At 69.5% G+C, this 18,131-nt stretch carries 24 protein-coding genes and 2 pseudogenes; 15 read left to right on the top strand and 11 right to left on the bottom strand.

Annotated elements, in window-relative coordinates; translation table 11 throughout:
* On the top strand, positions 1-2,294 hold a 2,294-nt coding region (locus AADR41_RS23335; RefSeq protein ID WP_342283334.1), incomplete at its 5' end, for an FAD-binding and (Fe-S)-binding domain-containing protein.
* Here AADR41_RS23335 and AADR41_RS23330 read toward each other — a convergent pair.
* A complete protein-coding gene (locus AADR41_RS23330) occupies positions 2,295-2,705 on the bottom strand; it encodes a VOC family protein (protein ID WP_342283333.1) in 411 nt (136 codons plus the stop codon). It lies immediately after the preceding gene.
* Between the two features lie 478 nt (positions 2,706-3,183).
* Here AADR41_RS23330 and AADR41_RS23325 point away from each other — a divergent pair, with 478 nt between their 5' ends.
* The gene (locus AADR41_RS23325) at positions 3,184-4,125 is read left to right on the top strand and encodes a MarR family transcriptional regulator (protein ID WP_342283332.1); all 942 of its coding nucleotides are present in this window, start codon (positions 3,184-3,186) and stop codon (positions 4,123-4,125) included.
* 52 nt (positions 4,126-4,177) lie between these two features.
* Here the strand turns inward: AADR41_RS23325 and AADR41_RS23320 are convergent, their stop codons facing one another.
* The 3 genes from AADR41_RS23320 to AADR41_RS23310 are packed head-to-tail and all read right to left on the bottom strand — an operon-like array spanning position 4,178 to position 5,216.
* On the bottom strand, positions 4,178-4,390 hold the full coding sequence (locus AADR41_RS23320; protein WP_342283331.1) for a DUF397 domain-containing protein: 213 nt from the start codon (positions 4,388-4,390) through the stop codon (positions 4,178-4,180).
* Entirely contained in the window at positions 4,387-4,998 is a 612-nt protein-coding gene (locus AADR41_RS23315; protein WP_342283330.1) for a DUF5753 domain-containing protein, read from the bottom strand. The genes AADR41_RS23320 and AADR41_RS23315 overlap by 4 nt, the downstream gene beginning before the upstream one ends.
* Positions 4,971-5,216 (bottom strand): helix-turn-helix domain-containing protein, encoded by a 246-nt coding sequence (locus tag AADR41_RS23310; protein ID WP_342283329.1) that lies wholly within the window; start codon positions 5,214-5,216, stop codon positions 4,971-4,973. The genes AADR41_RS23315 and AADR41_RS23310 overlap by 28 nt, the downstream gene beginning before the upstream one ends.
* Before the next feature lie 140 nt (positions 5,217-5,356).
* On the opposite strand from AADR41_RS23310, the gene AADR41_RS23305 reads away from it, so the two are divergent.
* From AADR41_RS23305 to AADR41_RS23290, 4 genes are all read left to right on the top strand, one after another.
* Positions 5,357-5,614, top strand: a complete 258-nt coding sequence (locus tag AADR41_RS23305) for a hypothetical protein (RefSeq protein ID WP_342283328.1) — start codon at positions 5,357-5,359, stop codon at positions 5,612-5,614.
* The gene (locus AADR41_RS23300; RefSeq protein WP_342283327.1) at positions 5,611-5,862 is read left to right on the top strand and encodes a DUF7848 domain-containing protein; all 252 of its coding nucleotides are present in this window, start codon (positions 5,611-5,613) and stop codon (positions 5,860-5,862) included. Before AADR41_RS23305 ends, AADR41_RS23300 begins: the two co-directional genes overlap by 4 nt.
* Positions 5,862-6,242: a hypothetical protein gene (locus AADR41_RS23295; protein WP_342283326.1), complete on the top strand. Its 381-nt coding sequence runs from the start codon at positions 5,862-5,864 to the stop codon at positions 6,240-6,242. The genes AADR41_RS23300 and AADR41_RS23295 overlap by 1 nt, the downstream gene beginning before the upstream one ends.
* A gap of 183 nt (positions 6,243-6,425) precedes the next feature.
* Positions 6,426-7,157 carry a DUF6879 family protein gene (locus AADR41_RS23290; RefSeq protein ID WP_342283325.1) on the top strand — a complete coding sequence of 244 codons (732 nt, stop codon included), beginning with the start codon at positions 6,426-6,428 and terminating at the stop codon, positions 7,155-7,157.
* Between the two features lie 43 nt (positions 7,158-7,200).
* Here the strand turns inward: AADR41_RS23290 and AADR41_RS23285 are convergent, their stop codons facing one another.
* Together AADR41_RS23285 and AADR41_RS23280 are read right to left on the bottom strand one after the other, a co-directional pair.
* A complete protein-coding gene (locus AADR41_RS23285; RefSeq protein ID WP_342283324.1) occupies positions 7,201-7,419 on the bottom strand; it encodes a hypothetical protein in 219 nt (72 codons plus the stop codon).
* Positions 7,420-7,499: 80 nt separating this feature from the next.
* The gene (locus tag AADR41_RS23280; RefSeq protein ID WP_342283323.1) at positions 7,500-8,408 is read right to left on the bottom strand and encodes an aminoglycoside phosphotransferase family protein; all 909 of its coding nucleotides are present in this window, start codon (positions 8,406-8,408) and stop codon (positions 7,500-7,502) included.
* A gap of 153 nt (positions 8,409-8,561) precedes the next feature.
* On the opposite strand from AADR41_RS23280, the gene AADR41_RS23275 reads away from it, so the two are divergent.
* The 3 genes from AADR41_RS23275 (at position 8,562) to AADR41_RS23265 (ending at position 9,855) form a co-directional block, all read left to right on the top strand.
* Positions 8,562-8,741, top strand: coding sequence for a hypothetical protein (locus AADR41_RS23275; RefSeq protein WP_342283336.1), 180 nt, complete (start codon positions 8,562-8,564; stop codon positions 8,739-8,741).
* Between the two features lie 91 nt (positions 8,742-8,832).
* Positions 8,833-9,684, top strand: a complete 852-nt coding sequence (locus tag AADR41_RS23270; protein ID WP_342283322.1) for a protein-L-isoaspartate(D-aspartate) O-methyltransferase — start codon at positions 8,833-8,835, stop codon at positions 9,682-9,684.
* Between the two features lie 30 nt (positions 9,685-9,714).
* The gene (locus AADR41_RS23265; RefSeq protein WP_342283321.1) at positions 9,715-9,855 is read left to right on the top strand and encodes a hypothetical protein; all 141 of its coding nucleotides are present in this window, start codon (positions 9,715-9,717) and stop codon (positions 9,853-9,855) included.
* Between the two features lie 125 nt (positions 9,856-9,980).
* Here the strand turns inward: AADR41_RS23265 and AADR41_RS23260 are convergent.
* Positions 9,981-10,112 (bottom strand): annotated as a pseudogene (locus tag AADR41_RS23260) (IS5/IS1182 family transposase); the annotation flags it as partial.
* Positions 10,113-10,261: 149 nt separating this feature from the next.
* On the opposite strand from AADR41_RS23260, the gene AADR41_RS23255 reads away from it, so the two are divergent.
* Together AADR41_RS23255 and AADR41_RS23250 are read left to right on the top strand one after the other, a co-directional pair.
* Positions 10,262-11,359, top strand: a complete 1,098-nt coding sequence (locus AADR41_RS23255; protein WP_342283320.1) for a serine hydrolase domain-containing protein — start codon at positions 10,262-10,264, stop codon at positions 11,357-11,359.
* Positions 11,360-11,689: 330 nt separating this feature from the next.
* Positions 11,690-12,220: pseudogene (locus AADR41_RS23250) on the top strand (transposase family protein); the annotation flags it as partial.
* A gap of 62 nt (positions 12,221-12,282) precedes the next feature.
* Here AADR41_RS23250 and AADR41_RS23245 read toward each other — a convergent pair.
* The 4 genes from AADR41_RS23245 to AADR41_RS23230 all read right to left on the bottom strand — a co-directional run bounded on the left by AADR41_RS23245 (position 12,283) and on the right by AADR41_RS23230 (position 15,475).
* Positions 12,283-12,528 carry a DUF2283 domain-containing protein gene (locus AADR41_RS23245; protein WP_342283319.1) on the bottom strand — a complete coding sequence of 82 codons (246 nt, stop codon included), beginning with the start codon at positions 12,526-12,528 and terminating at the stop codon, positions 12,283-12,285.
* Positions 12,529-12,596: 68 nt separating this feature from the next.
* The gene (locus AADR41_RS23240) at positions 12,597-13,361 is read right to left on the bottom strand and encodes a transposase family protein (RefSeq protein ID WP_342283335.1); all 765 of its coding nucleotides are present in this window, start codon (positions 13,359-13,361) and stop codon (positions 12,597-12,599) included.
* A 480-nt stretch (positions 13,362-13,841) separates the two neighbouring features.
* Complete coding sequence (locus AADR41_RS23235) at positions 13,842-14,213, bottom strand: hypothetical protein (protein WP_342283318.1); 372 nt, start codon at positions 14,211-14,213, stop codon at positions 13,842-13,844.
* Between the two features lie 332 nt (positions 14,214-14,545).
* A complete protein-coding gene (locus AADR41_RS23230) occupies positions 14,546-15,475 on the bottom strand; it encodes a LysR family transcriptional regulator (RefSeq protein WP_342283317.1) in 930 nt (309 codons plus the stop codon).
* Positions 15,476-15,625: 150 nt separating this feature from the next.
* Here AADR41_RS23230 and AADR41_RS23225 point away from each other — a divergent pair, with 150 nt between their 5' ends.
* From AADR41_RS23225 to AADR41_RS23210, 4 genes are all read left to right on the top strand, one after another.
* On the top strand, positions 15,626-16,609 hold the full coding sequence (locus tag AADR41_RS23225) for an EamA family transporter (protein WP_342283316.1): 984 nt from the start codon (positions 15,626-15,628) through the stop codon (positions 16,607-16,609).
* Between the two features lie 79 nt (positions 16,610-16,688).
* Entirely contained in the window at positions 16,689-17,117 is a 429-nt protein-coding gene (locus AADR41_RS23220) for a DUF3592 domain-containing protein (RefSeq protein ID WP_342283315.1), read from the top strand.
* A 489-nt stretch (positions 17,118-17,606) separates the two neighbouring features.
* A complete protein-coding gene (locus AADR41_RS23215) occupies positions 17,607-17,828 on the top strand; it encodes a mersacidin/lichenicidin family type 2 lantibiotic (protein WP_030709583.1) in 222 nt (73 codons plus the stop codon).
* A gap of 25 nt (positions 17,829-17,853) precedes the next feature.
* Positions 17,854-18,096, top strand: a complete 243-nt coding sequence (locus AADR41_RS23210) for a mersacidin/lichenicidin family type 2 lantibiotic (protein ID WP_030709581.1) — start codon at positions 17,854-17,856, stop codon at positions 18,094-18,096.
* The last annotated feature ends 35 nt before the right edge of the window (positions 18,097-18,131 follow it).

The following is an 18,131-nucleotide window of genomic DNA, read 5'->3' as shown; positions in this document are numbered from 1 at the left end:
TCCCTGCTCCCCTCCCCGGCCTCCCCGAGCTCATCCGCGCGAACCTCGCCCTGCTCCGCACCCGCTTCCCCGAGCTCCCGCGCCGCATCTCCGGATACGCCCTGGACGCCCTTCTGCCCGAGCGCGGGACCGACCTCGTCCGTGCCTTCTGCGGCAGCGAGGGAACGCTGGGCGTGGTGACGGAGGCGACCGTACGACTGGTCGAGGCCCCGGTGGCCCGCGCGCTCGCCGTACTCGGCTACGCCGACGAGGCCGCGGCCGCCGAGGCCGCCCCCGGCCTGCTCCCGCACCACCCGCTCACCGTCGAGGGCATGGCCGCCGACCTCGTACGGGAACCGGCCGGGCTGCCGCGCGGCGGCGCCTGGCTCTTCGTCGAGACGGGCGGCGCCACCCCCGCCGAGGCGCGGGCGCACGCCGAGCGCATCCTCCGGGCGGCCGACGCCCTGGACGGCACCGTCGTCACCGACCCCGCCGGGCAACGGGCCCTGTGGCGCATCCGCGAGGACGCCGCGGGCACCGCGACCCGGATGCCCGACGGCACCGAGGCCTGGCCCGGCTGGGAGGACTGCGCCGTACCGCCCGCCCGCCTCGGCCCCTACCTCCGCGACTTCCGCGCCCTGCTCACCGAGCACGGGCTGCGCGGCACCCCGTACGGGCACTTCGGCGACGGCTGTATCCACGTCCGCATCGACTTCGACCTGCTGAGCCCACCGGGTGTCGCCCGCTTCCGCCGCTTCTCCGAGGAACTCGCGGACCTGGTCGTCGCGCACGGTGGCTCACTGAGCGGCGAACACGGCGACGGTCAGGCCCGCGCCGAACTGCTCCCGCGCATGTACGGGGCCGAACTCGTCGCCCTCTTCGCCCGCTTCAAGGACATCTGGGATCCGGACGGCGGCATGAACCCCGGCATCCTCGCCCGCCCCGCCCGGCTCGACGAGAACCTCCGCTTCGAGGTGCTGCCGAAGCGCCCGGTGGACGTCGAGTTCGGCTACCCGCACGACGGCGGCGACTTCTCGGCGGCGGTGCGGCGGTGCGTGGGCGTCGCGAAATGCCGTACGGCGCAGCCGGCGGGCACCGGCGTGATGTGCCCGTCGTTCCGGGCGACCGGCGAGGAGGCCCACTCCACCCGGGGACGGGCCCGGCTGCTGCACGAGATGCTCGCGGGCGGCTCGGGCGCTGCGGATGGTGCCGCCGACACGACGGCAGTGATCACGGACGGCTGGCGTTCGACGGAGGTACGGGACGCGCTCGACCTCTGCCTGTCCTGCAAGGGCTGCCGCACCGACTGCCCGGTGGGCGTCGACATGGCCACGTACAAGGCGGAGTTCCTGCACCACCACTACCGGAGACGGCTGCGCCCGGCCTCCCACTACACGATGGGCCGGCTGCCGGCCTGGCTGCGCCCGGCGTCCCGCTTCGCACCCGCCCTCAACGCCCTGGCCCGGGTCCGCCTCCTCGCCGCGCTCGCCAAGCGGCTGGCGGGCATCGCGCCGGAGCGCGGGATTCCGGTCCTGGCGCGGGAGACGTTCACCCGGTGGCTGAACCGACGCTGGGGCAAGGGGACGTTCATCTTCTCGAACGACGAGGTGGCCATGGTCTGGCCCGACACCTTCACCGAACACCTCTCGCCCGAGGTGGGCCGGGCGGCGGTGCGGGTCCTGGGGGCGGCGGGCCGGCACACGATCCCCGCCGGGCGCGGACTGTGCTGCGGCCTCACCTACGTATCGACGGGCCAGCTGGGCAAGGCCCGCAAGGTCATGCGCCGCACCCTGGACCGGCTGGGCGGCACGCTCGGCACCCCCGTGGTCGTCCTCGAACCGAGCTGCGCCGCCACCCTCCGTACCGACCTGCCCGAACTCCTTCCCGACGACCCGAGATCCGCCGAACTGGCCTCGTCCGTCCGGACCTTGGCCCAATACCTGGAGGAGTTCGCCCCCGACTGGCAACCACCCCGCCTGGACCGCCCGGTGACCGGCCAGACCCACTGCCACCAGCACGCCGTCCTGGGTGACGCGGCGGAACGCCGATTGCGGGAACGGGCCGGGCTGACAGGCGAGTTGAGCGGCGGCTGCTGCGGCCTGGCCGGAAACTTCGGCTTCGAACGCGGCCACTGGGACGTGTCGGTGGCCTGCGCGGAGGAGACCCTGCTGCCCTCGGTACGGGCCGCCGAGCCGGGCACGGAGATCCTGGCGGACGGCTTCTCCTGCCGGACCCAGCTGGAACAACTGGGCGGCGTACGGGCACGGCACCTGGTGGAGGTGCTGGCCGAGGGCCTGGAGGAGGAGCCCGAGTGACTACGAGGCGCGGCCCGCGCCGAACCTCGCGACGGCCTCCGGGGTGACGGGCGTGAAGAAGTTGACGAGGTTCCCGTCGGGGTCGCGGAAGAGCAGCGCCCGGTTCCCCCACGGCATGGTCGTCGGCTCCTTGACGAAGTCGGCGACGAACTCGGTCAGGTTCCGGTGTACGCGGTCCACGTCGTCGACGAGGAACTCGATGATGACGCTGCTGTTCGCCTCGGGCCGGGCCGAGCCGGGGGCGAACAGCGGCACGGTGCGTTCGCTGCCGATCGCGAGCGTGGCACGGGGCAGGCGCAGTTCCGCGAAGTCCTCGGTGGCCCGGTCGGCCGTGATCCCGGTGATCCGCTCGTAGAACGCCACGAGGCGCGCGACGTCGGCGGTGATGATGCGGATCGAGACGAAGTCCATGACGTGTTCCTCGGGGTGGGTGCTCGTTTGAAGGCGTCGTTGCACGGCACACCGTAAAATCGATATCGGACAGATTCCGTCCTATTGCCCGCCCTGGGCGGCCCCGAAGCTCGGGTTCCGGACCTCGGGTCTCGGGATCCGGGTTTCGAGCTCCTGGTTCCGAGCTCCGGGACGGCCCGTTCACTCTTTCGTGGGTACGCGGAGAGGTCAGGTGCCGGGTCTTGAGCTTCGGGCTTCGGGAGCCGGGACCCGGACGTCGGGATTCGAGCGATGCCGTACAACCGGTAGGCAAATGAAGGGGTTTGGGGAAACCTCCCCACCCTCCCCGACCCGTCACGGCCAGCAAGTATGACTAGTCGTGACCAACTTGCGGCGGCGAGTCGCGGCTGCTTACGGTGCCCAACGTAACGACCCCGACGCGGTGTTCTCAGCACCGGCCGGGGCCTGACCCCAAGATCGAGAATTCAGAGGCGATCCCGTGGCTGCCCCAAACCTTAGCCCTGCCCTGCGCGCACCCGCATCCTCGCGCGCCCACCCGAAGGCCAAGCCCGGCTACGGCAAGCGATCCGTACTGAAGCAAGGCGATGAGGACCAGGGCCACTTCACCCTCCTCCCCGAACGCGAACGGCACATCGCCGGTTACGTCGACGCGCTGCCCGAGGGTGCGGCGATGGACATCAAGTCGCTGGCCAGAAGCCAGCCGCTGTACGGGCAGATGGCCGTCGGCAGCGCGCTGCGGGCCCTGGGCGTGGCCGGTCATCTGCGCCACGTCCGCTGCCTGAGCGGCGAGGGCGACCAGGTCCGCTGGGTCACCCGCACGTTCTGGTCCCGCACCGCCCATGACAACGAGTGGTGGACCGCCTTCCTGGCCGCCGAGGAACACCACCCCGCACCGCAGGAGGCCACCGGGACGTGCGCCCCGGCCGAAGCGCCGGAGCCTGAACCCGATCCGGCATCCGATCCCGTATCCGTACCCGCGCAGCCGCCCGCCCTGGTGGTACCGCAGCAACGCACCGCAGCACAGGCACCGACGTCGGCCCACACGGCGGGCGACCCCTCGCCCGCCTTCGCCGCCCTGGCCCGTCTCGGCCGCACCGACTCCCGCCTGGCCCTCTCGGCGGCGGACTGTGCGGCACTGGAGCAGGCGGCCGCCGAGTGGTTCGCGCGCGGCGTGGACGCCGACTACCTGACGCACGCCCTCACCGCCGGGCTTCCCGCGTCCGTCGACTCCCCCTTCGGCTTCGTCCGCCGCCGCCTCCACGACAAACTCCCGCCCCGCCTGCCCGCCACGACCCCGGCCGCGCGGGCAACTCCCGTACGCCGCCTGATGGTCGAGTGCACCGAGTGCGGCGCCCCGGGCAGGCCCGAGGCGTTCCGCGACGGCCTGTGCAGGCCGTGCCGCGAAACCGGCCCGGCCTGACAGCATGACAACGGCCCTCGCCGTGGGGCGAGGGCCGGTAATCCGGGGTCGGTCACCCGTGGAGCTTGGCGAACTCCACGAGTCCGGTGAACCCCTCGTTCGTCAGGGTCAGGTGCGGGCCGTCCGGCGTCTTGCTGTCACGGACCAGGAACTCACCGGTCGCGTGCGCATGGTCGGGGCACCATTCGATGCACTGCCCCCCATCGCCGCCGCTGTAGGTGCTCTTGACCCACTGCATGGTTCGAGGGTCGGGCGTGCTGCTCATGTGGCGTGATCCTCCATGATCTTGCGAATCAGGGTCAGTGACTCTTCCTCGGACAGTGCCGCCATGCGAAGCCGGTCGAACATGCTGACGGCTGTCGCCACCACGCTAGAGGTGTCGTCCACCTGTCCGCCATGGGTGGGAGTCTCGGTGTAGACGGCGTGGGGGGCGCCGTTCGACGAGAGCAGCGTGAACGGCAGGTGGCTGGGCGCGGCGCCTGCCCTGTACGGCAGCACTTGGACCGTGACGTGAGGCGATGACATCTGCGCGATCAGGTGTTCAAGCTGCCCGATCATGACGGACCGGCCGCCGACGCACGCGCGCAGGACGGCTTCATGGATCACGACCCACAGGAGCGGTGGTTCGTTACGCTCTATGACTGCCTGCCGCCTGATGCGCAGCCCCACGCGTTCCTTGATTCGTTCCTCCGCCTCACGTGGATGGGCGGCGCGGAAGACGGCCGTCGCGTACTCCGTGGTCTGCAACAGGCCCATGAGGAACGTGCACGAGTAGTCCGTGATCCCGCTCGCGGCCTCCTCAAGGGTTACGTACGGCACGAACCATTCAGGATGCCCCTGCTTGCTCAGCTTGGAGCGCAGTCGGGCGTACACGCCTGGCGTGCGGCCACGCGGTCCATGGCCTCCGCGAAGGCCTCCGACGCGAGCACGGCACCGTTCTCGACCTTGCTGACCTGTGCCTGCCGGTAGTGCAGCTTGTCCGCGAACTGCTCCTGCGAGAGCAGCAGGGCTTCACGCAGTGCTTTGGTCTCCTCGCCGAAGTACACGGCACCGTTCGCGGGCTCCCGTGCCTGGTCAGCCCCTTCGCTCACCTGTTCAACTCCCTCGTATTCAGCCTGCGTTGGAATGGGTCCAGATCTATCGAGCGTACGTGGTTCCAAGTCATGGTGTGAGCAGGGAGTCACGCAGAGCGAGCGGGACTGAACGGTCAATGGCGTACGGAGTGGCAGACATGGCGACGACAGACAACGCGTGGCGGGCGGCGGGAAACGGGATCGGGGACGCCGAGCGGGCGCGCGATGAACTGAGCGAGGCGCTCAAGGCGGCGGGGGTGAAGCTGCCGTCCCTGTCCCTCGACGCCGTCTCCTGCGCCGGGACCGTCCCGCGCGTTCTGATCGACCTCGGGCGCTGCAACGTGGCGACGGCCCACGCGCTCGCCGCCGCGCTCCGGCTCCGGGGCGCCGGACCCCGGCAGGCGGCGGCGCGGTGACCCGGCGGGTGTTCCGCTACGTTCCGTTCTCCGTCGAGCAGGACGCGACGGCGGAACCGGAGTACGAGGCCCGTTGCGTGTCCGGCGACGAAACCGAGTGCGGCGTGGAGTCCGGTGCGTACAACGACCCCGGACCGGTGGAGGAGTGGCAGCGCAGGCACACGCAGGAGACGGGGCACCGACGCTACCGCCGGAACTTCGGCGACTACGCGGTGCTGCGGCCGATGGCATACGGAGGTGCGTCGTGATGCTCGCCCCCGCTGCCGGACGGCCGTGGCGCGATGCGTGGCCGCTCGTCGCGCAGACCGACGACGGCAACCTGTGGGGGACGGGGACCTGTTGGCTGTACTGCCGACGCGAGGACGTGCGCGTGCTGTGGGTCGGCTCCGTGAGCACCCCCGGTGCGGCGGGCGACGTGTACGCGTGCGGCCCGTGCCTGGTGGAGCTCGACGCCATGGTGCGGGCCCAGGCACACGGACGGGACGGGATCGGTGATCGCGACGGGCGGTCGGCGAGGCTCGCCGTGCCCGCGTACGCGCCCGGGACGGCGGTGTGCGAGCACCGGCGGACCGTGAGTCGCCACGGCAAGACCTTCTGCCGGGCCTGCGAGCGACAGCTCTACCTGTGACGAGTCCATCACTGGGACGCAGCCCGTCACCGGTGCCCCGAGACGGTGAGCAGGTCTATTGCGCCCAATTGCGCCGCCCGTCACGCAGACACCGGGGGAGAACGCAACTCGCCGCAATCCCCGCCCGCCCCGGCGACGCCTCGCCCATCCTGGATCTCCGACCCCGCAAATGTGGAGGGTGACATGACACTCAGGCTCATCGGTACGACCAGCGACGAAGGCGACTGTCCCACCCTGTACGAGATCGAGGGCACGGACGAGATTCTCGTCCAGGGCGACCGTGAGACCAACCCCGAACACCTGGTGCAGCTCCGAGACGTGAAGCCGCGCGAGGCGTTCATGCGCGTCCCGCGCAGCTTGCTCACCGGGTTCGCGCCGCGGGCCGAGGTGCCGGAGTTGCAGCCGTTCTCCTCGGTCTCCCATCTGTTCCGCGAGTTTCGGCACACGGCGTGGCGGCTGGAGACCCGCAGCGGGTACGCCTCCGACAGGAAGAGCCCGAAGTGGGCACGCTGGCAGGCCGGCGAGGATGTCGCCGGCGGCACGAGCGCGTGGCTGGAGAACGTCGCCGGACAGACAGCGGCCGGGAAGCGGATCGAGCGAGTACGCCTGGTCGACGAGCCGCCCACCGAAGGCCAACGGTTCCTTCTCGCGAGTGCGCCCGGCAATGTGCGAGCCGGCGAGGACATCCGCAATCTCACCCGTGCGCGGGCCGAACAGTTGCGGCTGCCCGACTACGACTTCTGGCTGTTCGATTCCAGGACCGTGGCTCGATTCGCGTTCGACGAGAGCGACACCACGCTCGGCGTGTACGTCACGGAGGATCCGGCCGAGGTGCTCGCCGCCTGCCAGGCCCGCGATGCGGCCTGGCATCACGCCGTGCCTACGCGGCAGTTCGCTGTAGCCTCGACTGTGTGACGACCGACTTTGAGCGGCCTGCGACCGCTGGTGGGAGCTGAGCTCAAGTGGGGCCTGCACGCGCACGGACAAGGGGACGAGCGGCGACCTGGAAACCCAGCGGACCGACGAGGCCATCGAGCGCATCACCACCGAGAACACCAGCCTCAAACAGCGAGTCCGCCAACTCACCCAGGACAAACGCACCCTCGAAGAACGCCTCCAAGCCGCCCGCTCCAACAGCCGCTTCCAGGACCGCCGCATCTCCCAGCTCGAAGCCCAACTCCTCGACCGCAGCCAGTCTCCGTAGCACCGACGTTGCTCATGCGCGGACCCGTGCGGGAGAACCAGTACCGATAAAACTCAACGCGCGGCGGCGTCAGCGAGAATCGACTGAAGTCGTCCTTGGCATTCGGCGACGAAGGCCGGGTATGTGTGCCAGTAGTAAGAGATTCCGCTGACGCCGACAGCGATCGCCCAGGCTCGGGCACGAGCCCAGGTCAGATCGTCGAGACCCAGAGTGTTCCAGTAGGCCTGTCGTGCTTCGGACGGCAGGTCCCAGATTGTGGAGTGCTCCGCGTCGGGAAGACCGACCGAGAGGCACCCAAAGTCAATGACCGCGTGCACTCTGCCCTCCCGGACCAAGAGGTTGCTGGGCTTGAGGTCGCCGTGAAGCCACACGTGGGGTCCGGAAGACTCGGGCAGGGCGAGCGCGGCTCGCCACAACCTTTCCAGAACCTCAACATCGAGATCAGGACCCACCATGGTTCGGCAATCGTCGAGACAGGCGCTGATCCACTGGTCACATGCCTGCAGGCTGCCCCCGCGATACCAGCTGAGGTCATCCGTGCGAGTCGCTCCCATCAGGTCGATGTTGTGGAACTCACGCACAGTCGCCGCCAGGTCGGCTCCGAAGGCTGCCCAGTCCCGGACGGTATCCGGGCCCGCCACGTCACCATCAATCCAGCGGTAGACCGACCAGACGAGCGGGAAGGCGGTCGTCGGCGTCCCAGCATGGACGGGCTCGGGGACATGACACGCAAGGTGGGGTGCCAGGCGAGGAAGCCATTCCCGTTCCTTCCGCACGGACCGCGCTGTGTCTGCGGTTCGTGGAAGCCGCACGAGCAGATCGTCGCCCAGCCGGTACATGGTGTTGTCCGTTCCCGCGCCCGCGAGGGACAACGGCAGGTCAGACCACTCTGGGCACTGCGCCTCCAGCAGCGACCTGACAAGCGCCTCGTCGACTGAAACCTCATTCTGGTGAAGCGTCACGCCGGAAGTCTCTCCGCTGGGCGGCACGGGAAGCCAGCGACTTTCCGTTGGCCCTCTGCCCACAGCAGCAGGGGAGGCCAGACTCAGCCACCTCTCGGCCCGCCACACGCAACCAGACCGACATCACCACCGCATGGCGAACATCCACGCCACGTGAAACACCAGGTCAACGCCACAAGACCGGCTGACGCGGTCGGAAAACTGGAGTGCAACCCCAACGGCCAATGGGCGTGGCTCGAAGACGCGGCCGGACTGCCGATCACCGCCGCGATCGCGGATCTGCTGGAGAGCGGAGCGAGCCGCCATGACCGACCCTCTGACCTCGAAGACTGACCCCCTGGCCTCGGAAGACCTGCGAGCCGACCTTGCGCGGCGCCTGTCGGACTCCGGCACTCTGTGCGCCCCGGAGTGGGGAGCGGCCGTCATGGCGGTGCCTCGCGAGGCGTTTCTCGCGCACGGCTGGTTCGAGTACGAAGCGGGCGGCTGGTACCGCCCGGCGTCCGGGGGCTCTCCGGGAGGACTCACGCGGATCTACGAGGACGACACCCTCGTGACGCAGGTGGCCGGGGGCGTCTTTCCCGACCAGGTCGAAGGACGTGTCGCCGCAGCCCCCTCGTCGTCGTCCACCCTGCCGGGCCTGGTCGTGCGCATGCTCGAAGACCTGCGGGCGTCCAGGGGGACGCGCGTGCTTGAGATCGGCACGGGCACGGGCTACTCGACCGCGCTGCTCTGTCACGTCGTCGGCGAGGACGACGTGACCACGGTCGAGGTCGATGCCGAGGTGTCCGCCCGTGCGGGAACAGCCCTCGCGGGGGCCGGGTACTGGCCTTTCCGCGTGGTCGGTGACGGCCTGGCGGGCTACGAGGAGGGGAGCCCGTACGACCGTGTGATCGCTACGTGCGCGGTGCGCACCGTGCCGGCCGACTGGCTCGCGCAGACCCGGCCGGGCGGTGAAATCCTGGTCACGGTCGGCGGGTGGATGCACGCGTCCGAACTCGTACGGCTCACCGTCGCCGACGACGGCACGGCCGACGGCCCGGTGCTCGGCGGACAGGTCTCGTTCATGCTCGCCCGGCCCCACCTTCCGCCCCCGCTGGGCATCCTGCCGAACCTCGGTGAGGGCGACGCGGTGCCCGCCGAGCTGGGCGCGGACGCGCTCGACGACTGGACGCCCCGGTTCGTCGCGCAGTCAGCCGCGCCCCGTGCGCAGCGACTCGCTCTGGAACGTGACGGCCGGACGGAACACGTCGTGGTCGACGTGGACGCCGGGGCGTGAGCGGTCCTCTTCCGGGACGACGGACGGTGGATGGTCCGGCAGGGCGGCCCGGTGCGTCTGTGGGACGAGATCACCGAGCGGGTCTCGCAGTGGCGGACGGACGGTGGCCCGCCCGCTGACCGCATGCGGCTGCACGTGGGCCCGGACGGGCAGCGCCTCATCTGGGCGTGACCGCGGGCTGACGGCCTCCGGGCCGCGCAGCCTCGGCCGTCGCACTCCCGCCCCCACCTCGTGCGCCCGGCGGGGGTGACGGCCGGGCCGCCCCGAGTTCGGCAGCCACGGAGCCTTTTCCAACCTCACGCTGACGCGTGGTGAAGGACGTGGATGGCCTGGACGATCGCTGTGATGCGGTTGGTGCTGCAGCGGAGCTTCCGTAGGAGGCGCCAGCCCTTCAGGGTGGCCATGGCCTGCTCGCCGAGGCACTCGAGGCCCCCTCCTCATGCGGCGGGCAGCAGCCGGCCATGGCCCAGAGCGGTGCACATACGCGTTGAAGCGCAGGAAAACGGGTTGACCAGGAACGAACCGGCTGACGAGGATCATTGCCGACTTCCGATCTTCCTTCCCAGCAGGGGGCGCAATGACGGCGATATCGCAATCCGACAGCACCGATAGCCTTGATCCGGCCGCGCTGGAGCGAGCCGTCCGTGAGGCGGCGGATGCCGCGGGATTCTCCGGCACGGTCCGGGTGACGCAGCACGGGAAGCCGCTGTTCACGCAGTCGTTCGGAATGGCCTCACGGCGGTGGGCAGTACCGAACACGCCTGACACGCGCTTCCGAGTGGCCTCAGTGTCCAAGACATTCACCGCAGTGGCCGTCCTACAACTCGTCGAACAGGGCCGGATCGGCCTTGACGACGCGCTGCTGGACCACGTCAAGGCTCACATTCCCAGACTGGACCCACGCGTCACGGTCCGCCACGCCCTGACGATGACCTCGGGCATTGGCGACTGGTTCGAGGAGAGCAGCGAGAACTGGGAAGCAGAATGGGCCGCGTTGACCGCGTCCCACCCCCTCTACCTGCTGCGCGACAACAAGGACTACGTGCCCCTGTTCGTCGACAAGCAAGCCCACTTCCCTCCCGGGGAACGCCACCTCTACAACGGCGCCAGCTACATCCTGCTCGGGCTGCTGATCGAATCAGTGACAGGCCGGACCTTCGAGGAAGTCATCACCGAGGAAGTCTTCGCCCGTGCCGGCATGAGCACGGCTGGCTTCCCAGCCCTGGACGAACTGGGCCCCGGCATCGCCGAGGGGTACCTCGCCACGGCCGACAGCCCCACCCCGTACCGGACCAACCACTACGCGACCACTCCCCGCGCGGCCGCTGACGGAGGAGCGACCTGCACGGCCGCCGACCTGACGGCCTTCAACCACGCGCTGCGCCACGGACGACTGCTGAACGAGCAGACCACACGCCTGGCACTCACCCCGCAGGTCTCCGAGCGAGAGGAGAAGATCCGCGGCTACCAGTGGATGTACGGCTTCGGCCTCACCCATATCCTCGACGACGAGGCGAACATCGTCCGCTGGGGTCACACCGGCGAGGAGGACGGGGTCAGCGCACGTCTCTACCACTACCCCCAGTACGACCTGGACGTGGCCGTCCTCGGCAACACGAGCTGGTCCGCTGGCGACCTGGGCTGGGCCGCCCACGACGCCATCGTCGGCACGTGACCTGCCCACCTATCGGACGAGGACACGGAGCGCACAGCCGGGGCCTCCGGCCGTTGCGCCCCGTGTCCTCGTCCGACGGTGCCAGCTATGCGGCCGCGAGTGGTGCTCCAGTCAGGCGCGTTCGAAGGCTTCCACGGCGGTTCCCTCTCAGCCTGTTCGTCCAGGCTCCGTGCTGCGGGTGAGTGCAGGTTCAGCAATTGCGGGCGTGCCCGAACAGTGAGCCGTTTCCAGCCTGCCGGCGCTGGCCGTGTGTTGGACGGATCTGCGGAACGACGAAGCTCCTGGTAGACGGGTTCACGACCAAGATCCGCCGTCTGCCAGGAGCTTCGCGTGCTTGTCTACCCGTCGTCGATCGACCTGTCCAGTCGCACCCTGCGGTACCTGACCGGACGACTCGCTGTGCGGCGAGGGGAGATCGGGACCCGGTGGCGGCGTCTGACCGCCGGCCGTCAGGCTCTCCCCGCCCTGGCCCATCTGCGGTGCGGTGACACATACGTCCAGCTCGCCGCCAGGTTCGGGATCGGCATCGCGACCGCGTACCGCTACATACGCGAAGCCGTCGACGTGCTGGCCGCGCTCGCGCCCACCCTGGCCGAGGCGATACGCATCGCACGGACCAAGGCGTTCGTGATCCTGGACGGCACCCATCTGCCGATCGACCGGATCGCTGCCGACACCCCGTACTACTCGGGCAAGCACAAACGCCATGGCATGAACGTCCAGATCCTCACCGATCCCTTCGGCCGCCTGCTGTGGGCCTCACCCGTACTTCCCGGATCCACCCACGACCTGGCCGCCGCCCGCACCCACGGCATCGTCGACGCACTCACCGACGCCGACCTCAAGTGCTGGGCCGACAAGGAGCCTTTTCCAACCTGAGTGAGAGCGCGGTGGAGTGGTCGCGACTGCCGTGCTCCCCTGCTTCATGCACCTTCGATGCCTAGGCGCTCCGCTGACTGGAGCAGGTACTGGGGCAGTTTTGAACTGGCCGCCAAGACCTCGATACCTATGAGGCGGCCCTGCTCGTCGAAGTCGAGGTTGATCATGCCGTCGACATCCACTGGATCGCAGGGATACATGCGTGCGGAGTTCACGCGGAGCTGCGGATCGGTGAAGTGCACATACGCTGCGTCCACAGTCTTGTCGTGGGTGACCCTCACGTCTGCCACGGTGATCTGGCTCCCTTGGTGTCGTTGATGCCGGCGCTGTCCTTGTCCATGCCGGTGCTTCGCCGACCTCATGCCGACGCGGCGAGCTGCAATGCCAGGACAGCCGTGACGATGTCGGTGATGCGAGTGGTGCTGCAACGGAGTTTGCGCAGGAGACGCCAGTTCTTGAGGGTGGCGTTGGCCTGCTCGCCAGCGGCCCGGATCTTGGCGTGGGAGGAGTTCACCGCGCGCTTTCCAGCCGGGAGCGTACTCCAGCGGCCGCGGTAGGGCACGCGGATGGTGCCGCGGGCTCCCTGATATCCCTTGTCGGCCCAGGTTCGGATGCCGGCTTCGGTGAGTGCGTCGATGATGTTGTGGGTGCGGGCGGCCTTGATGTCGTGGACGGCACCTGGCAGGGCTGGCGAGGTCCAGATCAGCCGCCCGAGCGGGTCCGCAATAACCTGAACGTTCATGCCGTGGCGCTTGTGCTTGCCGGAGTAGTAGTGGCGGTCGCCGGCGATGCGATCGATGGACAGCAGGGTGCCGTCCAGGATGACGAACGCCTTGGCCTTCGCGGTACGCACGGCGTCGGCGAGGGTGGGTGCCAGCGCGGCCAAGATGTCGACGGCCTCGCGGACGTAGCGGTAGACCGTGGCAATGCCGATGCGGAAGGCCACGGCGAGTTGGGCGTAGGTGTCCCCGCAGCGCAGGTGCGCGAAGGCGAGCAGGGCCTGGCGTCCGGCCGGGAGTCGGCGCCAGCGGCTTCCTATGCGCTTGCGGTGGGCCGACAAGTGACGGGTCAGGTACAGCAGGCTCGAACTGGACAGATCAATCGCTGATGGGTAGACAAGCACTCGAAGCTCCTGGCACGTACGGGCGATCTTGGTCGTGAACCCGTCTACCAGGAGCTTCATTACTCCGTACAGTGCTTGCCCACCCGCAACCTGCTACCCCATCAGGTTGGAAAAGGCTCACGGTGTGGCCGCGCTCCCCGAGTTGACGAGAACGGCGCTCCCGATTGCTCCGGCCACGTCGACCGGTACCTCCACGACGCATGGTGCGCCGGACGGCGCGACCGGCCCGTGTGCGGTAAACGATTCGAGCGCGTGCGAATTCTCGGCGAGCCCCCATTCCCGGGCAGCGCCACCTCCTGAACAATGCCCGCCGCAATACCGCAGTCGATGAGAACAGCCGTGTGCCGGCGCGCGGCAGGGTCGAACAGCACCAATTGTCGGAGGGGGAATTCCGGCAAACAAAAGTGCCCCGGCCGGAGAGATCCGGAACCGGGGCTCTTCTGTTCGTCGGTGGGTCCTGGCTGAACGGCTACGAGTGGATTAGCTCTCGCTGAAGTTGGAAGACTTGACGCATTCGGCGCCGGGAACGCTCCAGCAGAGGTGCATGTAGTACTGCGTGGAACCCACGATGTCGTACGTCTTGCTGTCGCAGCCTGCGTCACCTCCGTCGTTGATCGTCCACATGATCTTGCCGTCGGAGACGCGATACAGGCTCATCTGGACGCCATGACCATCCGCGTTGGTGTCACATACGGTGAACTTGTCGCCGCTGTCCTGGAAATGCGCGGTGCCGCGACCGTTGAGGGTCACGCCTTTGTCGGCCGCGTAGGCCGTGGAGGTGCCCAGTGCCAGCATTGTGCCCAACGCGACGGTCAGGCCTGCGGTCGACCGGACTACGTTCTTCAACCTCATGACGTCTCCCCCTTGCTCGGCGATACTGACGTAGTCGCCCTTTCCTGTCTGCCGGCCCAACTATTCCGCATCGTCACCTGGTGGGCAACGGGTATCGGATATTCCGGTTGCCGCCTCTGTGCGACGCCCGAACCCTCCGGTGTCTCCGGATGTAAATCGGACGAATTCGCGTCATTCCTTGAATGGTGCCAGTCAATGGGTCCATTCCAACCTGTCGGCTCCGGCAGCGTGTTGGACTCGGCCGCCTGCGGCCGTCCCGCTCGCCCTCGGACCATCTGCCGGGAAGAGGCCGCAGGTATGGCCCTGGAGTTGTTCGGCGCCTTCAAGTCAACTCACTGAACAATTGGATGACTTGAGCCTCCAGGTTGATGCCGCCCGAGCCGCACGATCTCGCGGGCGAGGGCGGCGAGCGCCGGCAGTGCCGGGTGCCCCGGGACGTCCCGCCGGGCGAGGAGCACGGGGAGGGACGGGGCGTCGAGCAGCGGCCGGTAGGCGACGCCGGAGTGCGGGTGCATGTCGGCGGTGGACGCGGCGGAGACGCCGACGCCGCGGCCGGCAGCGATGGCCGTCAGCCAGTCGTCGGTGTTGGCGACGGTGAGGGTCGCGGTGGGCCGCGCGTCGGGCGGCCACAGCTCGACGGTGGTGGTGCCGGAGACGGTGTTGAGGACGACGGTCTCGGCCGCCAGGTCGGTGAGGCGGAGTGCCGTGCGGTCCGCGAGCGGGCCGTCCGCCGCGACCGCCGCCACCCGGTCCTCCTCGAACAGCACCTCGGCGACGAGGCCGGGCGCCTCGACGGGCCCCCGCAGCAGCGCGGCATCGACCTCGCCGCGGGTCAGACCGGCGGTGCGGTCGTCGATCCGCAGCAGTTCGAGCGGGGTCTGCGGATACAGCTCCTGCCAGCGGCGCAGCAGCGGTGTGGTGTACGGGCCGAACGCCGACCAGGCGTGCCCGAGCCGCAGCGGCCAGTGGCGCAGTCCGCCGGAGTCGAGCGCCTCGTCGAAGGCGGCGACCGCGGCGGTGGCCCTGTCCCGGAAGACGACGCCTTCGGGGGTGAGGGCGAGATGGTGGGTGGACCGGTCGACGAGCCGGGTGCCGAGATGCCGCTCCAGGGCGGCGAGGGTGCGCGAGACCGCGGGCTGGGTGAGGCGGAGACGGGCGGCGGCCCGGGTGACGTTGCCCGCGTCGGCGACGGCGAGGAAGGCGCGCAGATGGCGGATCTCGATGCCGCGACCAGCGCTTTCCCCGGAACGACCGATGCTCATGCGTGGGGAGCATAACCAGTGGTCGATCGACATTTCACGCGGCACGCGGAGGTACCTACCGTAAGAGGACGTACCGCGTGCGCGAGGTGCAGTATGTTAAATCGAACGGTGCATTGAATTGTACTGTCGGATTCGGGAGGAACACCGCAGGTGAACGACCAGCGCAGTGCAGCAGGGGCGGCGGCCGCCGAGCAGGCCGCAGCCGTCGCCGTACCCGAGGCGGCTTCCGCCCTGGGCGACGCGGCCGGCCCCGCGCGCCCCAAGGGCAAGGGCCGGGGTGCGGCGCTCGCCCCGGTCGCGCTGGTCGTCGCGGGCGGCCTCTCCGTCCAGTTCGGCTCCGCCGTCGCGGTCCTGCTGATGCCGAAGGCCGGTGCGCTCGGCGTCGTCACCCTGCGCCTGGCCGTGGCCGCACTCGTGATGCTGGTCGTCTGCCGCCCGACGCTGCGCGGCCACTCGCGCGCCGACTGGGGCACGGTCCTCGCCTTCGGACTGGCCATGGGCGGCATGAACACGCTCTTCTACCAGGCGGCCGACCGCATCCCGCTGGGCGCCGCCGTCACCCTGGAGGTGCTGGGCCCGCTCGCCCTCTCGGTCTTCGCCTCCCGACGCCTGATCAACGTGGTCTGGGCCGGGCTCGCGCTGGGCGGCGTCGTGCTGCTGGGCGGGGGAGGCTTCGACCGCCTCGATCCGGTCGGCGCCGCCTACGCGCTGGGCGCGGGCGCCATGTGGGCGACGTACATCGTCTTCAGCGCCCGCACCGGCCGCCGCTTCCCCCAGGCGGACGGCCTGGCTCTGGCCCTGGTCGTTGCCGCGCTGCTCTCGCTGCCCCTGGGCATCCTGGAGTCGGGCTCGAAGCTGCTGGTCCCGTCCACGCTGGGGCTGGGCGCGGCGGTGGCGCTGCTGAGCTCGGTGCTTCCGTACACCCTCGAACTCATGGCGCTGCGCCGCCTGCCCGCGCCCACTTTCGCGATCCTGATGAGCCTGGAACCGGCGATCGCGGCCACGGCCGGCTTCCTGATCCTGGACCAGGCCCTGACGACCACCGACGCACTGGCGATCGCCCTCGTCATCGGGGCGAGCATGGGCGCGGTACGGAGCCAGACGCGGCGCGCGAAGCCGCGCGAGCGGGCCTGACGCGGGTGCGCGGGCCCTTGTAGACCTGCCGCGCGCACGGGATCATGGCGGCCCATACACGGAACACGCCGGGGGAGCCATGGTCATCGCCGCCGCCTACTTCGTCCTCGCCGTCGGCGCGGCCGTGATGTTCGGGAGAACCCTGGACCGGCAGCTCCAGGGCCCCCGGCTCCGCTCCGCCTGGGCCGAGGGGCTCACCGCCGAGGCCCGGTGCGTCTCCCTGCGCACCGAAGAGGTCCAGAGCCCCGAGGGTGGACCCCTCGAACAGACCCACCCCACCCTGGAGTTCCGTACGGCCGACGGGCACACCGTCAGCTTCGAGGAACGCCAGTCGCGCCTCACCCCGGCCCTGGGCGACTTCGTGACCGTCTACTACGGCACCGCGAACCCGAAGGACGCGACGACCCGCGCTCCGTCCTTCGGCATGCGCCACGCCAGGACCCTGATCACCGGGGCGGGCAGCTTCTTCGCCCTGGTCACGGCGGCTGTCATCGCCCTGGTTTCCTGAGCGCGGCGGCCGTGGTCGTGCTGGTTCTCCGAGCGCGGCGGCCGTCATAGTTCTGGTTCCCTGAGCGCTACCGCTGTCGTCCCTCCGGTCCGTTGAGTGCGGCCTTCGTCGCCCCGGTCCTCTGACCGCGGCCCGGGAGCAGCGCGTCCACGCGCCGTCCTCCCGCGCCGCCCTTCCTCGCCGTCTTCCGCGAGCCGCCTTCCCGCGCCCTTTTCCGTACGTGCCGCCTTCCCGCGTCTTCTCCGGTACGTACCGCGCCTCCTCCGGAACGCCCCGATCGCCGCCCAAGTCCGGTGATACCAAGCCGAGTTCGGAAATCGCGGCGGTTCCGCGGCGATTCCGCAGCGGCGATCGTCGGCGTATGCGCCGCGTGTGCGCACGGAGCCGCCCGCGCGATATCCCGGCTGCATGAGGGCCGCTGAGGATGGCACTCGGAACCCGGCCCCACAGGATCGGTTCCGATCCTCAGCGAAAGGAGGTGACAGACAAATGAACCTTGTTCGCGCATGGAAGGACCCCGAGTACCGGGCCACCCTCAGCGAGGCTCCCGCCAACCCGGCCGGCCTCGTCGAGCTGGCCGACGATCAGCTCGACGGCGTTGCGGGCGGGACCACGTGGGCGTGCGCCACGATCACTCTGACCGTGACGGTGTGCTCCCCGACCGGAACCCTCTGCGGCAGCTGCAGCATGGGCACGCGTGGCTGTTGCTGAGCGTGACAGTTTCCTACAAGGAGTGATGTACGTGGACATAGTCCGGTCCTGGAAGGACGCCGACTACCGGCTGTCCCTCGGGAGTGAGGCCCCCGCCCATCCGTCGGGCGAAGGCCTCACCGCAATCACCGACGAGGAGCTGACCGAGATCAACGGAGCCGGCTCCGGAGTTCTCGGCACTCTCGGGTGCTGCTCGTGCCTGCCGTGGTACTCGGGCTGGACCGTATGTGGTCTCGCCTGCAACCCCGGTAAGCCCTGCAAGAACTAGCAGCGTACCGAAGAAACGGCGTGACCGGCAGGGGC

Source organism: Streptomyces sp. CLV115, assembly GCF_038448545.1.
GTDB classification, from domain to species: Bacteria; Actinomycetota; Actinomycetes; order Streptomycetales; family Streptomycetaceae; genus Streptomyces; species Streptomyces sanglieri.
The sequence above is the reverse complement of the archived record's forward strand: the minus strand, read 5'-3'. Positions and strand labels throughout refer to the sequence as shown.

What these genes read in the sequence shown, in the direction of transcription:
- AADR41_RS23330 (WP_342283333.1), bottom strand. Translation starts at nt 2,705, where the DNA reads ATGGACTTCGTCTCGATCCGCATCATCACCGCCGACGTCGCGCGCCTC.
- AADR41_RS23320 (WP_342283331.1), bottom strand. Translation starts at nt 4,390, where the DNA reads ATGAGCAGCACGCCCGACCCTCGAACCATGCAGTGGGTCAAGAGCACC.
- AADR41_RS23305 (WP_342283328.1), top strand. Translation starts at nt 5,357, where the DNA reads ATGGCGACGACAGACAACGCGTGGCGGGCGGCGGGAAACGGGATCGGG.
- AADR41_RS23295 (WP_342283326.1), top strand. Translation starts at nt 5,862, where the DNA reads ATGCTCGCCCCCGCTGCCGGACGGCCGTGGCGCGATGCGTGGCCGCTC.
- AADR41_RS23290 (WP_342283325.1), top strand. Translation starts at nt 6,426, where the DNA reads ATGACACTCAGGCTCATCGGTACGACCAGCGACGAAGGCGACTGTCCC.
- AADR41_RS23270 (WP_342283322.1), top strand. Translation starts at nt 8,833, where the DNA reads ATGGCGGTGCCTCGCGAGGCGTTTCTCGCGCACGGCTGGTTCGAGTAC.
- AADR41_RS23265 (WP_342283321.1), top strand. Translation starts at nt 9,715, where the DNA reads ATGGTCCGGCAGGGCGGCCCGGTGCGTCTGTGGGACGAGATCACCGAG.
- AADR41_RS23255 (WP_342283320.1), top strand. Translation starts at nt 10,262, where the DNA reads ATGACGGCGATATCGCAATCCGACAGCACCGATAGCCTTGATCCGGCC.
- AADR41_RS23235 (WP_342283318.1), bottom strand. Translation starts at nt 14,213, where the DNA reads ATGAGGTTGAAGAACGTAGTCCGGTCGACCGCAGGCCTGACCGTCGCG.
- AADR41_RS23230 (WP_342283317.1), bottom strand. Translation starts at nt 15,475, where the DNA reads ATGAGCATCGGTCGTTCCGGGGAAAGCGCTGGTCGCGGCATCGAGATC.
- AADR41_RS23220 (WP_342283315.1), top strand. Translation starts at nt 16,689, where the DNA reads ATGGTCATCGCCGCCGCCTACTTCGTCCTCGCCGTCGGCGCGGCCGTG.
- AADR41_RS23215 (WP_030709583.1), top strand. Translation starts at nt 17,607, where the DNA reads ATGAACCTTGTTCGCGCATGGAAGGACCCCGAGTACCGGGCCACCCTC.
- AADR41_RS23210 (WP_030709581.1), top strand. Translation starts at nt 17,854, where the DNA reads ATGTACGTGGACATAGTCCGGTCCTGGAAGGACGCCGACTACCGGCTG.